General features: G+C 69.0%; 17 protein-coding genes. 7 read left to right on the forward strand and 10 right to left on the reverse strand.

Annotated features, from left to right (window positions below; genetic code table 11):
- Window positions 1-423 (forward strand): DUF998 domain-containing protein (locus PMI01_RS03885; RefSeq protein WP_007663287.1); only part of this gene is annotated, 423 nt, incomplete at its 5' end.
- On the opposite strand, the gene PMI01_RS03890 is transcribed toward PMI01_RS03885, so the two are convergent.
- Together PMI01_RS03890 and PMI01_RS03895 are read right to left on the reverse strand one after the other, a co-directional pair.
- Window positions 402-953 (reverse strand): YbhB/YbcL family Raf kinase inhibitor-like protein, encoded by a 552-nt coding sequence (locus PMI01_RS03890; RefSeq protein ID WP_007663288.1) that lies wholly within the window; start codon window positions 951-953, stop codon window positions 402-404. The two genes, PMI01_RS03885 and PMI01_RS03890, sit on opposite strands and share 22 nt — an antisense overlap.
- A 67-nt stretch (window positions 954-1020) precedes the next feature.
- Window positions 1021-1641 (reverse strand): TIGR02466 family protein, encoded by a 621-nt coding sequence (locus PMI01_RS03895; RefSeq protein WP_007663289.1) that lies wholly within the window; start codon window positions 1639-1641, stop codon window positions 1021-1023.
- 124 nt (window positions 1642-1765) lie between these two features.
- Here PMI01_RS03895 and PMI01_RS03900 point away from each other — a divergent pair, with 124 nt between their 5' ends.
- The 3 genes from PMI01_RS03900 to uvrC are packed head-to-tail and all read left to right on the forward strand — an operon-like array spanning window position 1766 to window position 4264.
- Complete coding sequence (locus tag PMI01_RS03900) at window positions 1766-2056, forward strand: hypothetical protein (protein ID WP_007663290.1); 291 nt, start codon at window positions 1766-1768, stop codon at window positions 2054-2056.
- Window positions 2053-2331 (forward strand): type II toxin-antitoxin system RelE/ParE family toxin, encoded by a 279-nt coding sequence (locus PMI01_RS03905; protein WP_007663291.1) that lies wholly within the window; start codon window positions 2053-2055, stop codon window positions 2329-2331. Before PMI01_RS03900 ends, PMI01_RS03905 begins: the two co-directional genes overlap by 4 nt.
- A 19-nt stretch (window positions 2332-2350) precedes the next feature.
- Window positions 2351-4264, forward strand: a complete 1914-nt coding sequence (gene uvrC, locus PMI01_RS03910) for an excinuclease ABC subunit UvrC (protein WP_051989890.1) — start codon at window positions 2351-2353, stop codon at window positions 4262-4264.
- Between the two features lie 299 nt (window positions 4265-4563).
- Here uvrC and PMI01_RS03915 read toward each other — a convergent pair whose 3' ends face one another.
- The 4 genes from PMI01_RS03915 to yaaA all read right to left on the reverse strand — a co-directional run bounded on the left by PMI01_RS03915 (window position 4564) and on the right by yaaA (window position 7858).
- Complete coding sequence (locus PMI01_RS03915; protein WP_007663297.1) at window positions 4564-5007, reverse strand: NUDIX hydrolase; 444 nt, start codon at window positions 5005-5007, stop codon at window positions 4564-4566.
- 32 nt (window positions 5008-5039) lie between these two features.
- Window positions 5040-6101 carry a patatin-like phospholipase family protein gene (locus PMI01_RS03920; protein WP_007663300.1) on the reverse strand — a complete coding sequence of 354 codons (1062 nt, stop codon included), beginning with the start codon at window positions 6099-6101 and terminating at the stop codon, window positions 5040-5042.
- 93 nt (window positions 6102-6194) lie between these two features.
- Entirely contained in the window at window positions 6195-6992 is a 798-nt protein-coding gene (locus PMI01_RS03925) for a 3-hydroxybutyrate dehydrogenase (RefSeq protein WP_007663303.1), read from the reverse strand.
- Between the two features lie 98 nt (window positions 6993-7090).
- Entirely contained in the window at window positions 7091-7858 is a 768-nt protein-coding gene (gene yaaA / locus PMI01_RS03930; protein ID WP_007663306.1) for a peroxide stress protein YaaA, read from the reverse strand.
- 105 nt (window positions 7859-7963) lie between these two features.
- Here yaaA and PMI01_RS03935 point away from each other — a divergent pair, with 105 nt between their 5' ends.
- Window positions 7964-8275, forward strand: coding sequence for a hypothetical protein (locus PMI01_RS03935; protein WP_007663309.1), 312 nt, complete (start codon window positions 7964-7966; stop codon window positions 8273-8275).
- Here PMI01_RS03935 and PMI01_RS03940 read toward each other — a convergent pair.
- Window positions 8250-9659, reverse strand: a complete 1410-nt coding sequence (locus PMI01_RS03940; RefSeq protein ID WP_007663311.1) for an FAD-binding oxidoreductase — start codon at window positions 9657-9659, stop codon at window positions 8250-8252. The two genes, PMI01_RS03935 and PMI01_RS03940, sit on opposite strands and share 26 nt — an antisense overlap.
- Window positions 9660-9726: 67 nt before the next feature.
- Between PMI01_RS03940 and PMI01_RS03945 the strand changes: the two genes are divergently transcribed.
- The gene (locus PMI01_RS03945; protein ID WP_007663312.1) at window positions 9727-10011 is read left to right on the forward strand and encodes a type II toxin-antitoxin system VapB family antitoxin; all 285 of its coding nucleotides are present in this window, start codon (window positions 9727-9729) and stop codon (window positions 10009-10011) included.
- The gene (locus tag PMI01_RS03950; RefSeq protein ID WP_007663314.1) at window positions 10008-10400 is read left to right on the forward strand and encodes a type II toxin-antitoxin system VapC family toxin; all 393 of its coding nucleotides are present in this window, start codon (window positions 10008-10010) and stop codon (window positions 10398-10400) included. Before PMI01_RS03945 ends, PMI01_RS03950 begins: the two co-directional genes overlap by 4 nt.
- On the opposite strand, the gene PMI01_RS03955 is transcribed toward PMI01_RS03950, so the two are convergent.
- The 3 genes from PMI01_RS03955 to PMI01_RS03965 form a co-directional block, all read right to left on the reverse strand.
- The gene (locus PMI01_RS03955; RefSeq protein ID WP_007663316.1) at window positions 10397-10714 is read right to left on the reverse strand and encodes a hypothetical protein; all 318 of its coding nucleotides are present in this window, start codon (window positions 10712-10714) and stop codon (window positions 10397-10399) included. The two genes, PMI01_RS03950 and PMI01_RS03955, sit on opposite strands and share 4 nt — an antisense overlap.
- 5 nt (window positions 10715-10719) lie before the next feature.
- Window positions 10720-11697, reverse strand: a complete 978-nt coding sequence (locus tag PMI01_RS03960) for an L-threonylcarbamoyladenylate synthase (RefSeq protein WP_035034416.1) — start codon at window positions 11695-11697, stop codon at window positions 10720-10722.
- A partial coding sequence (locus PMI01_RS03965) for a YceI family protein (protein ID WP_007663319.1) occupies window positions 11628-12236 on the reverse strand: 609 nt, incomplete at its 5' end. The genes PMI01_RS03965 and PMI01_RS03960, both read right to left, overlap by 70 nt.

Genomic DNA, 12236 nt, shown 5'->3' on the forward strand with positions numbered 1-12236 from the left:
GGCCGCCGGCGGGTCTCGGCCTTCGCCGGCCTGTGGGTGGCGATGACCGGCCTGGGCGCGCTGTTCGCCGGCCTGTTCCACTGGCCCGACCCCATGCACCGCGCCTGCGGCGTCGGCCTGGCCATCCAGTTCGCTCCGCTGTTCACCGCCTGGGCGCTGTGGGGCAAGCCGCGGCACAAGCGGCTGGCGCACTTCTCGCTGGGCTGGTTCTTCGGCCTGCTGCTGGTGCTGGCCCTGCTGACCGGCGTGTGGAACGTGCGCACCGGCTCCGACGTCGGCCTCTGGCAGCGCGGCCATGCATTCCTGGGCCTGCTGTGGCTGGCCATCGCCGCCTGGAGCCTGGACCGTCACTGGCGCTCGCGCCCCGCCGTCCCCGAGGACGGAGACGAGGCCGAACCCGACTACGCCCCCGCCGCCTCGTAGGTGACGATCAGGTCGGCGGAGGCCAGGGAGTCGCCCTTCAGCGCGTTGACCAGGTCGGAAAGCTGGGTTTCCGGCCCGAACGGCAGCCGCTCGGCCAGGGCGAAGATCTGGAAATGGTAGTGGTGCACGCCGTGGCCGACCGGTGGACGCGGCCCGAAATAGCCGACCGCGCCGCTGTCGTTGCGCCCCTGGGTCGCGCCGCCGACCAGGCCCAGGCTGGCCTCCTTCGGCAGGCCCTCGGGCAGGCTGACGGTCTCGCCGGGGATGTTCCAGATCAGCCAGTGGATGAATGGCCGGTCGCGCGGGGCGTCGGGGTCCTCGACGATGATCGCGTAGGCGGCCGCGCCCTCGACCGGGGTCCAGGCCAGCGGCGGCGAGAGGTTGTCGTGATAGGCGCTATGGCGGTCGGCCAGCCGGCCGCCGGGATTGGCCGCCGTGGTGGTCAGCGCCAGGCTGGCCTGGCCGAACGGGTGGACCTTCTGCAGCGTGATCGCCGCGCCGGAGTGGTTGGGGGTCTGGGCGTGGGGCATCGGGGTTCTCCTGACGTTCAGGAAGAAAACCCGGAGCGGCGGAACAAGGTTCAACCCGCCGGGGACATCACCGCCAGGCGTAGTTGAAGCTGATGCTGATCCGTTCCTGCTTGGCCGCGTTGGCCGGCACCTCGTGGCGCAGCCAGCTTTCCCACATCAGCACCGCGCCCGGCTGGGGCTGGACGTAGACGAAGGTCTGGCGATCCTCCGGCGCATCGGCCTGGCGGGTCGGGGCGGCCATCATCAGAGGCAGGCGCGGATCCTCCAGCTTCAGGGCCGAGGCGCCGGGCGGCGTGGCGACATAGACCGTGCCCGACAGCACGCTGTGTGGATGGATGTGGCCGCTGTGCGCGCCGCCGGGCCTCAGGATGTTGATCCACAGGCTGTCCATCACCAGCCGCCCGCCCGCCAGCTCCAGGTTCAGGTCCCGGGCGAAAGCGGCGGCATGCTTGTCGAGCTTCTTCTTCAGGTCGGCGAACAGGCTGTCGCGCTGCGGCAGGTCGTCGAGCGAGGCGTAGGACGTGTAGCCGTTATAGCCCTTCTCCTTGGCCCAGGCCCGTCCGGCCCGGTCCTCGGCGGCGATCGCCCGGCAGGCGTCCTCCAACTGGGCGTTGAAGGCCTCGAACCCCTTGTCGGCGGCGAGGCTGCCTTCATAGAGATGGGTGACGAAGAGCGGGCGCAGGGTCATGGGGTGGGGTCATAGAGCCTGGCGGACAAAAGTGGAAACCGGTTTGGCGACCTTCATGCGTCCGTGAAGAACGAAGCGCCACGCCGCAATTGACAAACAAATCGTGAACATTGATCATGCCCACATGGCCATGACCCTCACGATCCCTGCTGAGCTTGCGTCGCGCCTCAAGGCGTCAGCCGAGGCCGAAGGTAAGGATCTTGAGAGCTATGCGATCGACGCCTTGCATGTGATGTCCGACGAGGACTGGGGCTATACCGACGACGACGCGTACTGGCGCGAACTGCGCGCCGAGGCCGATGAAATCCTGCGGGAAGGCGGCATTCCGCTCGAAGACGTCAAGCGTTGGGTGGCCTCCTGGAATACCGAAGACGAACTGCCGCCGCCTGAGCCACGGGTGAAGGCACGGGGATGAAACCCGTCGAGTTCGGTCCTCGCGCCAGACGTGACTTGATCAAGTTGCGTCGATGGCTCGTGAACCGTGCGCCTTCAGCGACCAATCGCGCCATCGACCTCATCCTGGAACGCGCCAGCCAGCTCGCCGAGTATTCGGATCTTGGCCGCCGCAAGACCCACGGCATGCGCGAGCTCTATGTTCCGTTCGGCGCACATGCCTACGTCTTGCAATATCGGGTGGAACGCGACGCCGTCGTCATCGTGCGCATAAGACACGGCCTCGAACGTCGCTGACCGCGCCAGACTCGCCTATATATCGTTCGTGAACGACGCGACGACCGACATCCCTCCCCCCGAGAACGCCCTGAAGGGCGCCGCCCTGATCAAGGACGAGGTCACGCGCCTGCCCGACGCGCCCGGCGTCTACCGGATGATCGGCGAGGACGACGAGGTCCTCTATGTCGGCAAGGCCAAGAGCCTGAAGAAACGGGTGGTCCAATACGCCCAGGGCCGGTTCCACACCAACCGCATCGCCCACATGGTCGACGCCACGCGGTCGATGGTGTTCGTCACCACCCGCACCGAAGCCGACGCCCTGCTGCTCGAGATCAACCTGATCAAGTCGCTGAAGCCGCGCTTCAACGTGCTGTTGCGCGACGACAAGAGCTTTCCCGAGATCATGATCCGCCGCGATCACGACGCCCCGCAGCTGCGCAAGCACCGCGGGGCCCACACGATCAAGGGCGACTATTTCGGGCCGTTCGCCAGCGCCGGGGCCGTGAACAGCACGCTCAACACCCTGCAGAAGGCCTTCCTGCTGCGCTCGTGCAGCGACAGCGTCTACGAGACCCGCTCGCGGCCCTGCATGCTGCATCAGATCAAGCGCTGCGCCGCGCCGTGCACGGGCCTGGTGGGCAAGGACGACTACCAGGCCCTGGTCGACCAGGCGGAAGACTTCCTGCGCGGCAAGTCCCGCGCGGTGATGGCCAAGATGGCCGCCGAGATGGAGGCCGCCGCCGAGGACCTGGAGTTCGAGCGCGCCGCGCGGCTGCGCGACCGCATCCGCGCCCTGGCCGCCGTCGCCCAGGAAAGCCAGATCAATCCCGAGACCGTCGAGGAGGCCGACGTCGTCGCCCTGCACGTCGAGGGCGGCCAGGCCTGCGTGCAGGTGTTCTTCTTCCGGGCCGGCCAGAACTGGGGCAACCGCGCCTATTTCCCGCGGGTGACCGGCAACGCCGAGGACGAGGACGACACGGCCACCGAGGAACAGCGGATCCTGACCGCCTTCCTGGGCCAGTTCTACGACGACAAGCCGATCCCGCGCCTGATCCTGACCAATCTGGAGCCCGCCGACCGCGACCTGCTGGCCGAGGCCTTCGCCTTGAAGAGCGGCCGCAAGGTCGAGATCAGCACCCCCAAGCGCGGCGAGAAGGCCGATCTGGTCAATCACGCCCTGACCAACGCCAAGGAGGCCCTGGGCCGCAAGATGGCCGAGGGTTCGGCGCAGACCAAGCTGCTGACCGGGGTCGGCGAGGCGTTCGGCCTGGACGCCCCGCCCGAGCGGATCGAGGTCTACGACAACAGCCACATCCAGGGGACCAACGCCGTGGGCGGCATGATCGTGGCCGGGCCGGACGGCTTCATGAAGAGCCAGTACCGCAAGTTCAACATCAAGAGCACCGAGCTCACCCCCGGCGACGACTACGGCATGATGAAGGAGGTGCTGAAGCGCCGCTTCGCCCGCCTGGTCAAGGAGGAGGAAGGCGGCGACAGCGGGGCCCGGCCCGACCTGGTGCTGGTCGATGGCGGCAAGGGCCAGCTGGACGCGGCGCTGGAGGTGATGGCCGACCTGGGCGTCGACGACATCGCCGTGGTCGGCGTGGCCAAGGGCCCGGACCGCGACGCCGGCCTCGAGCGGTTCTTCATGCCCGACAAGGTCCCGTTCATGCTCGAGCCCAAGTCGCCGGTGCTCTACTACCTGCAGCGCCTGCGCGACGAGGCCCACCGCTTCGCGATCGGCGCCCACCGCACGCGGCGCTCGATGGACCTGAAGAAGAACCCGCTGGACGAGATCGAGGGCGTCGGTCCGGGACGCAAGAAGGCCCTGCTGCATGCCTTCGGCTCGGCCAAGGGCGTGTCGCGGGCCGGGGTCGAGGACCTGATGAAGGTCGACGGCGTCAGCCAGCCGCTGGCCGAACGGATCCACGCGTTCTTCCGGAAGAGTTAGGTTCACCTCCCCTCACCACCGTCATCCCGGGCCTTGTGCCACACGGCGAGGCCGCGCCTTAAACCCTTGATGGCGAGCCTGCTCCGGCGTCCGACGGGGCGGAAGGGCTTCGCCGATAGCGATCTATGTCAATGTCCGCTTAGGGTGGAAGGTGGACGTCTGAAGCGCCCGCTTCTGATGAAGGCCGCGCACACGGAACCCCTCTCTCTTTGAGAGAGGGATACAGGAGCGTCCGCAACGGGTCGTGAACCGACTGCTACCTCACACCCCACCTCGGACATTCGCCCGCCCGCCCGCCCCTACCTCCCAAACCGTCCAAACGTCTCCGCGATCACCGCCCGCGTCACGTCCCACTCCACCATCTCGAGCGCCTCGGCCAGCGACACGAACCGCGCCTCGGCCGCGTCGTCGCCGGCCACCGGTTCGCCCGACAGCCAGCGCGCGGCGTAGTCGATCATCAGGTAGTGCCGCGTCGTCTCGCCCGTGGTCCGCGAGGTGAACAGGCCGTCGACCACGTCGACCAAGCCCAGCAGCTCGGCCCGCACCCCGGTCTCCTCGACCAGTTCGCGCAGGGCGGCCACTGGTGTGGTCTCGCCCCATTCCAGGCGGCCGCCGGGCAGGCTCCACTGGCCCTGGCGCGGGGGATTGCCGCGCTTGATCAGCAGCACCTGGTCGCCGCGCAGACAGATGACCCCCACGGTGGGAACAGGGACGGGGGGAACGGGAAACGACTCGGAGGACATGGCGGCGTCAGATACCCCCGCCCTATTCCCCGTCAAGGAAAGCCGTTCTTCAGGTCCAGGCTGGAACTGACCCCGACCTGGGTCAGGCAGTGGCCCAGCCAGTCGTCCGCCGCCTTGCGGCCGCGTTCGCGCAGGTCGGTCAGGAAGCTCCATTCGGTGTCGAACTTGCTGCCCAGCGACAGGTCGGCCAGGGCCTTGTCGGCGGTGATGGCGTGCATCAGCATCTTGCGATAACGACCCCGCGCGGTGTCCTTCAGCAGGCCCTCGTCGAGCAGTTTCTGCACGAAGCCGATGGCCCGCAGCTCGGCCGCCAGGGCGGCGTTGAAGGTGATCTCGTTGAGCCGGTCCATGATCTCGCCCGGCGACTTGGGCGTCTCCGCGCGGACGAAGGGGTTGAGGCTGACCAGCAGGATGTCGTCGGGGGTGTCGTCGTGGAACAGCGGCCACAGCGGCGGGTTGGCCAGGAAGCCGCCGTCCCAGTAGGGCTCGCCGTCGATCTCCACCGCCTGGAACACCTGGGGCAGGCAGGCGCTGGCCATGATGTGGCGGGCGGTCAGCTCGGTCTCGCGGAACACCTTGGCCTTGCTGGTGCGCACGGCGGTGGCGGAGATGAACAGCTTGACCGGCGAGCGCTCGCGCAGCGCCGCGAAGTCGATCTCGCCCTCCAGCGCGTCGTGCAGCGGGTTGAGGTTGAGCGGATTGAACTCGTAGGGGCTCATCGACAGGGCCAGGGTCTCGGCCATCCGCCAGCCCGGGGTGTTCTTGATCCAGTCGGTCTTGCCGGCGAAGGCGTTGGTCCAGACGCCGCTGTCGCCGAACACGTTGCGGCCGCCGTTGCGGTTGATCTGCTTCCAGAACCGCTCCAGTCGGGCCTTGGCCCCGTCGCGGCCGCCGTCGATCAGGCCCTGGGCCAGGCAGACGGCGTTCATCGCCCCGGCCGAGGCGGCGGTCACCGCCAGGATCTCCAGGTCCTCTTCCTCCAGCAGGCGGTCGAGCACGCCCCACTCGAAGGCCCCGTGCGAACCGCCGCCCTGCAGGGCCAGGGCGATGGGCTTGGGGCCCTTGGACTTCCCCTTGAACAGACCGATCGGCATGCGGACTCCTTTTCGAAGGCAGTCTGACGCTTCCTCCCACCGGTTCGTGGGCCTCACCCGGGCCCCGACCTTGGTCGGGGGGACGGGCCTAGGCTATTGCGCCACCCAGCCGCCGTCGATGGAGAAGGCCGCGCCGTTGGCCGAGGCCCCGGCGTCGGAGACCAGATACAGCAGCATGCCGTTCAACTGGTCGAAGGTGACGAACTGTTTGGTCGGCTGGGCGGCCAGGATGACGTCGCGCATCACCGCCTCCTCGGAAATGCCGCGCGCCTTGGCCTGGTCGGTGATCTGGGCCTCGACCAGCGGCGTCTTCACGAAGCCGGGGCAGATGGCGTTGCAGGTGATCCCGAAGGTGGCGGTTTCCAGGGCGACGGTCTTGGTCAGGCCCAGGATCCCATGCTTGGCGGCGACATAGGCCGACTTGAACGGCGAGGCCACCAGCCCGTGGGCCGAGGCGATGTTGACGATCCGTCCGCGCCCCTGCGCCTTCATGATCGGCACGGCCGCCTTGGTGGCGTGGAAGGCCGAGGACAGGTTGATGGCGATGATCAGGTCCCACTGGTCGGCGGGGAAGTCCTCGATCGGGGCCACATGCTGGACGCCGGCGTTGTTGACGAGGATGTCCAGCTCGCCGAACTCGGCCTTGGCGGCCCGGATCATGTCGTCGATCTGGCTGGGCTTGGTCATGTCGGCGCCGTTGTAGAGCACCTCGACGCCATGCTTTTCAGCCATTTCGGCGCGGGTCTTCTCGATGGCGGTCATCTCGCCCAGGCCGTTGAGGACGATGTTGACGCCCTGGGCCGCCAGGGCGTCGGCCATGGCGTGGCCGATGCCGCTGGTCGACCCGGTCACGATCGCGACCTGGCCCTGCAAACCGAAATCCACGGCCATCGACGCGTTCCCTGCTCTGGCTTCCCACTATGTTGCAGCGCAACATATAGCTCGCCCTTGCGATGGGCGAGCGCTTATAAATTCATCGGTAGATGAATTCAGGGCTGAGGGCGAGCGAAAACCCAGTCGGCGGGGGTCGAGAGGTCGGCGCGGAACCGGTAGCCGTCCAGGTCGAAGCCCTTGAGGTCGGCGGCCTTGTCGATGCGGTTGTCGACGGCGTAGCGGGCCATGCGGCCGCGGGCCTTCTTGGCGAAGAAGCCCAGCACCCGCAGGGTGTTGCCCTTCTCTTCCTTGAAGTGGCAGGTGACCGTGGGCAGCTTCAGGGCCTTGGCGTCGACGGCCCCGAAATATTCCTGGCTGGCCAGGTTCACCAGGGTTGGGTCGGCGTGGTCCTTAGCCGCCGCGTTCAGGGTCTTGGCGATGGTCTCGCCCCAGAAGTCGTAGAGGTTCTTGCCGCGCTTGGTCTTCAGCCGCGTGCCCATCTCCAGGCGATAGGCCTGCAGGGCGTCCAGCGGCCGCAGCACGCCGTACAGGCCCGACAGGATGCGCAGGTGGTCCTGGGCCCAGTCGAGGGCCGGCCGGTCCAGCTCGCGCGCCGCCAGGCCGGCATAGACGTCGCCGTTGAAGGCGATGACCGCCTGCAGCCCCTCTTCGACCTGGGCGTCGAAGGCCTGGAACCTGGCGTGGTTCAGTTCGGCCAGCTTCTCGGAGATGTGCATCAGCCGGCGCAGGTCGGCGGCCGTCAGCTTGCGCGTCAGCTTGGCCAGCTCGGCGATCTGCGGCTTCAGCTCGGGCGTGGTGAGCGGCAGCACCTGGTCGGGGGCGGTGAAGTCCAGCGACTTGGCGGGGGAGATGACCATCAGCATGGCCGGGGAGATAGAGCCTCCCGGCGACGACGGCTAGTGCGGCGCTGGACAATCAGGGACGTCGCCGCGATGTTGCCGGCCGTTTCGCGAAGGACCGCTTCCTCCATGCCGCAAGCCCTCGGCCTTCTGGCCGCCCTCGCCTGGCCGCTGGTGATGATCACCGGCCTGTTCCTGGTGATCCGCACCCCGGGCCTGAAGTATCGCGTGCTTTGGGCCGTGCTGTGCTTCGTCGGGGTCGGGGCGTTCTGGATGCGCAAGAGCGACGGCCTGTGGGGCTTCGTCCCGGCGGCGATCAACGTGCTGGGCCCCGGCTCGGCGGCCGGCTTCTACAAGGCGACGGTTCCGGTCGGAGCGCTGATCGCCATCGGCGTCTGCCTGGCGGTCAGAAGGGTCAGAACAGCACGCGCGGGTTCATGATCCTCTGGGGGTCCAGGGCGGCGCGTACCGCGCGCAGGGCCGCGACCTCGACCGGGCTCTTGTAGCGCAGGGCCTCGACCGACTTCATCGCCCCCAGGCCGTGCTCGGCGCTGATCGAGCCGTCCATGGCCGCGACGATGTCGTGGACGATCCGGGCGCCCTCGTCGCGCAGGGCGTCGTGCGGGTCGTCGGACGCGCCGTCGGCCCGCAGCACGTCGTAGTGCACATTGCCGTCGCCGACATGGCCGAAGGCCACGACGCGGACGCCGGGCGAGAACCTTTCCATCGCCGCCGTGGCCTGGTCGATGAAGGCCGCGACCTTGGAGACCGGCACCGAGACATCGTGCTTCCAGGCCGCGCCCTCGGGCTTCTGGCCGCCGGACTGGTTCTCGCGCACCGCCCAGAAGGCATGGGCCTGGCTTTCGGTCTGGGCGATCGCGGCGTCCTGGATCAGGCCGCTCTCCAGCGCCCCCGACAGCAGCCGCTCCATGGCCGCCTCGGCCGCGCCGGGCTCGCCCGAGGCGGTCTCGATCAGCACGTACCAGGGATGGACGGCCTCCAGCGGCTCGCGCAGGCCGGGGATGTTCTTCAGGGCGAAGGCCACGCCCAGCCGGCTCATCAGCTCGAAGGCCTCGACCGCCCCGCCGGTCTCGTCCTTGGCCTTGGCCAGCAGGGCGATGGCGTCGTGCGGCGTGGCGACGGCGGCGATGGCCACGCAGCGCGAGGCCAGCAGCGGATAGAGCTTGAGGCTGGCGGCGGTGATCACCCCCAGCGTGCCCTCGGCCCCGATCAGCAGGTGCTTGAGGTCGTAGCCGGTATTGTCCTTGCGCAGCCGCTTGAGGCCGTTCCAGACCGCGCCATTGGGCAGCACCGCCTCGATCCCCAGGATCTGGTCGCGCATCGTCCCGTAGCGCAGCACCGCCGTGCCGCCGGCGTTGGTCGAGGCCAGGCCGCCGATGGTGCAGGAACCCTCGGACGCCAGGCTGAGCGGAAAGCGGCGCCCCACCGACAGGGCCGCCTCATGGGCGGCGGCCAGGGTGACGCCGGCCTCCAGCACCATCACGTCGTCGAAGGCGTCGATGTCGCGCACCGCCGTCAGCTTCTCGGTGGACAAGAGGACTTCGCCCTGGGGGATCTGGCCGGCGACCAGGCCGGTGTTGCCGCCCTGCGGGGTGATCGCCACGCCCTCGGCGGCGCAGATTCCGACCACCGCCGAAACCTGGGCCGTCGAGCGCGGCAGGGCCAGCAGCGGCGTCTGTCCGCTCCAGCGCCCGCGCCACTCCTTCAGCTTGGGCGCCAGGCGGTCGGGGTCCTGGCTCCACCCGCCCTCGCCGAGCACGGCCTTGAGGCGGGAAACGACATCTGCGGGAACGGGCTTGGTCATGGGCGCGGAGGATACGCTTCCGAGGCCCGGGCTGTCAGTATATACTGCGGGCTATACGGAGGCGCCGATGGGCATCCTGATCAAGAACCCCGAGGCCGAACGCGCCGTTCGCGAACTGGCCGAGCTGACCGGCGAGAGCCTGACGACCGCTGTTGAAGTCGCGGTGCGCGAACGCTTGGCCAAGCAACGCGAAGTCCAACCGCGGCGAGCGCGGACGATCGAGGAAATGCGCGAGGCGACAGATCGCTTCCGGCGTGCCGTCGGCCTGGACAAGGTCAAGTTGAACGTCACCAAGGCCGACTTCGACGAGCTTAATGAAATCCCCGGCCTCGACATAACCGATCCCGAATGATCGTCGTCGACACCTCGGCGTTGGTCGCCGTCGCAACCGAGGAACCCGACCACGTTCCGATCATGCAGGCCCTGTTGTCTTCGGATCGAACCGTGCTTTCCGCATTCAACTACGTCGAAGCCGGCGCAGTGTTGATCAGCCGGGGCCATCTCGAAGACCGCGCCGAACTGGACGTCTGGCTTGCCGAACTCGGGGTCACCGTCCATCCTGCCCCCGAGGCGCCCGCTAAGGCCTTGGACGCCTATCTCACCTACGGCAAAGGCCGTCATCCAGCCCGCCTGAACCTAGCCGACTGTTTTGCCTATGCCCTGGCCAAGCAATTGGACGCGCCTCTGCTCTACAAGGGCGACGATTTCGCGATGACCGACGTACGCTCGGCGCTGAACTAGCCCAGCGCCGGATCCGGCACGCCCCGAATGTCGCGCCAATATTCTTCGCGCACGTCGTCGTCGATCACCGGCGGATCGCCCGCGCCCTTGTAGAGCCGGTCCGCGCCGTCCTTGCGCGCCTTGGCGATCCAGAAGGGCTGGGCCGTTTCGACATCGCTGAAATTGGCCTTCAGGCCCGAGTTCCGAAGGGTCTCGAACGTGCGGCCCGCGTAGTAGAGCGTCTCTCCGGTCTTGGAGAGCCTGACGCGTCCGATCCGCGCCGGGCCGTTCAGCCCCTTGGACTTGTCCTCAAGATACATGATGCGGAATTTCATCGGCCTTATCCTATGAATCCGGCCGCGCGGCGCAGGCGGTCGTTGATGGCCTCGCCCAGGCCCTCGTCCGGGATGGTCGCCACGGCGATGGCCGACGGTCGCGTGCGGTCGGCGGCGCGGAGGAACGAGAACAGGTTCGCCGCCGCCTCGGCAAGGTCGCCCGAGGGGCTGAGGTTGAACACCCCCTCCCCCGCCGGCCACGCGCCGAAGGCCAGGAACGCCTCGCCCGCCGCCGGAGCCTCGGCGTCGATCCGAACCGGCGCGTCGGGGGCGTAGTGCAGGGCCAGCCGGCCCGGCGAGCGCCTGGCGTCGTCCAGGGCCTCGGCCAGGGGGCCGACCACCGCCTCCAGCTGGGCGCGGGTCACGGCGCCGGGGCGCAGCAGGCGCGGCGGGCCGTCGAGCACGGCGACGACGGTGGATTCCAGGCCCACCACGCAGGGGCCGCCGTCCAGGGCGGCGGCGGCCTTGTCGCCGGTCTCGGCGAAGGCGTCCTCGAAGGTGGTCGGGCTGGGCCGGCCCGAGCGGTTGGCCGACGGCGCGACCACCGGCCCGCCGAACGCCGCCAGCACGGCCCGCGACAGCGGATGGCCCGGCACGCGGATGGCCACGGTGTCCAGGCCCGCCCTCGCCAGGTCGCAAACGGCGGCCGGGTCGCGGATCGGCGCCACCAGGGTCAGGGGTCCCGGCCAGAAGGCGGCGGCCAGGGCCAGGGCCCGGTCGTCGAGCACGGCGATCGCGGCAGCGGCCTCGAGGCTGGCGACGTGGGCGATCAGCGGGTTGAAGCGCGGCCGGCCCTTGGCCTCGAAGATCGCCGCCACGGCCGCCGGATCGGCCGCGTCGGCGCCCAGGCCGTAGACCGTCTCGGTCGGCAGCAGCACCAGCCCGCCGGCGGCGAGCGCCTTCGCGGCGGTGTCTATTTCCGCTTGGCCGTGATGGCGAAGCTGACCTTCACCTTGCCACCGATCTGATCCGTAGACGCCCATTCACCCTGTCCAACCCCGAACGCGGTCCGGTCGAGGGTGGTTACACCGCGCGCCGTGGCCGTGTCGCCGTCGATCTTCAAGGTGAAGGGCAGGCTGACCGGCTTCTTGACCCCGCGCAGGTCCAGCGTCCCGTCGGCGACGAACCGGCCCTCGCCGGTCTTGCGGAACTTGCTGGCGGTGAAGGTGGCCTTGGGATGGGCGGCGACCGCGAAGAAGTCGTCGCTGGGCAGGCTTGAGTCGCGCTGGTCGTCGCCGGTGGCGGCCGAGGCCATGTCGATGCTGACGCTCAGCTTCGAGCGGTCCAGGGCCTCGGGCGAGAACAGAATGTCGGCGGTCCAGCGCTTGAACTGGCCGTTGATGGCGCTGCCGGCCCAGTTGGCGGTGAAGCCGAGGGTCGAGCTCTTGGCGACGGTCCAGGCGACCGGGTCCTTCAGGGCCGTGTCGGGCTCGGGCGGCGCGGCGGCCGCGGCCGGCGTGGTCGGGGCGGGGCCGGCGACCGTGGGCGCGGCGGGGGTCGCCGGCTCGACGCTCGGCGCCGG

It is taken from the genome of Caulobacter sp. AP07, from assembly GCF_000281955.1.
Taxonomy (GTDB): domain Bacteria; phylum Pseudomonadota; class Alphaproteobacteria; order Caulobacterales; family Caulobacteraceae; genus Caulobacter.

What these genes read in the sequence shown, in the direction of transcription:
- PMI01_RS03890 (WP_007663288.1), bottom strand. Translation starts at nt 953, where the DNA reads ATGCCCCACGCCCAGACCCCCAACCACTCCGGCGCGGCGATCACGCTG.
- PMI01_RS03895 (WP_007663289.1), bottom strand. Translation starts at nt 1,641, where the DNA reads ATGACCCTGCGCCCGCTCTTCGTCACCCATCTCTATGAAGGCAGCCTC.
- PMI01_RS03900 (WP_007663290.1), top strand. Translation starts at nt 1,766, where the DNA reads ATGGCCATGACCCTCACGATCCCTGCTGAGCTTGCGTCGCGCCTCAAG.
- PMI01_RS03905 (WP_007663291.1), top strand. Translation starts at nt 2,053, where the DNA reads ATGAAACCCGTCGAGTTCGGTCCTCGCGCCAGACGTGACTTGATCAAG.
- PMI01_RS03915 (WP_007663297.1), bottom strand. Translation starts at nt 5,007, where the DNA reads ATGTCCTCCGAGTCGTTTCCCGTTCCCCCCGTCCCTGTTCCCACCGTG.
- PMI01_RS03920 (WP_007663300.1), bottom strand. Translation starts at nt 6,101, where the DNA reads ATGCCGATCGGTCTGTTCAAGGGGAAGTCCAAGGGCCCCAAGCCCATC.
- PMI01_RS03925 (WP_007663303.1), bottom strand. Translation starts at nt 6,992, where the DNA reads ATGGCCGTGGATTTCGGTTTGCAGGGCCAGGTCGCGATCGTGACCGGG.
- yaaA (WP_007663306.1), bottom strand. Translation starts at nt 7,858, where the DNA reads ATGCTGATGGTCATCTCCCCCGCCAAGTCGCTGGACTTCACCGCCCCC.
- PMI01_RS03935 (WP_007663309.1), top strand. Translation starts at nt 7,964, where the DNA reads ATGCCGCAAGCCCTCGGCCTTCTGGCCGCCCTCGCCTGGCCGCTGGTG.
- PMI01_RS03940 (WP_007663311.1), bottom strand. Translation starts at nt 9,659, where the DNA reads ATGACCAAGCCCGTTCCCGCAGATGTCGTTTCCCGCCTCAAGGCCGTG.
- PMI01_RS03945 (WP_007663312.1), top strand. Translation starts at nt 9,727, where the DNA reads ATGGGCATCCTGATCAAGAACCCCGAGGCCGAACGCGCCGTTCGCGAA.
- PMI01_RS03950 (WP_007663314.1), top strand. Translation starts at nt 10,008, where the DNA reads ATGATCGTCGTCGACACCTCGGCGTTGGTCGCCGTCGCAACCGAGGAA.
- PMI01_RS03955 (WP_007663316.1), bottom strand. Translation starts at nt 10,714, where the DNA reads ATGAAATTCCGCATCATGTATCTTGAGGACAAGTCCAAGGGGCTGAAC.
- PMI01_RS03960 (WP_035034416.1), bottom strand. Translation starts at nt 11,697, where the DNA reads ATGGGCGTCTACGGATCAGATCGGTGGCAAGGTGAAGGTCAGCTTCGC.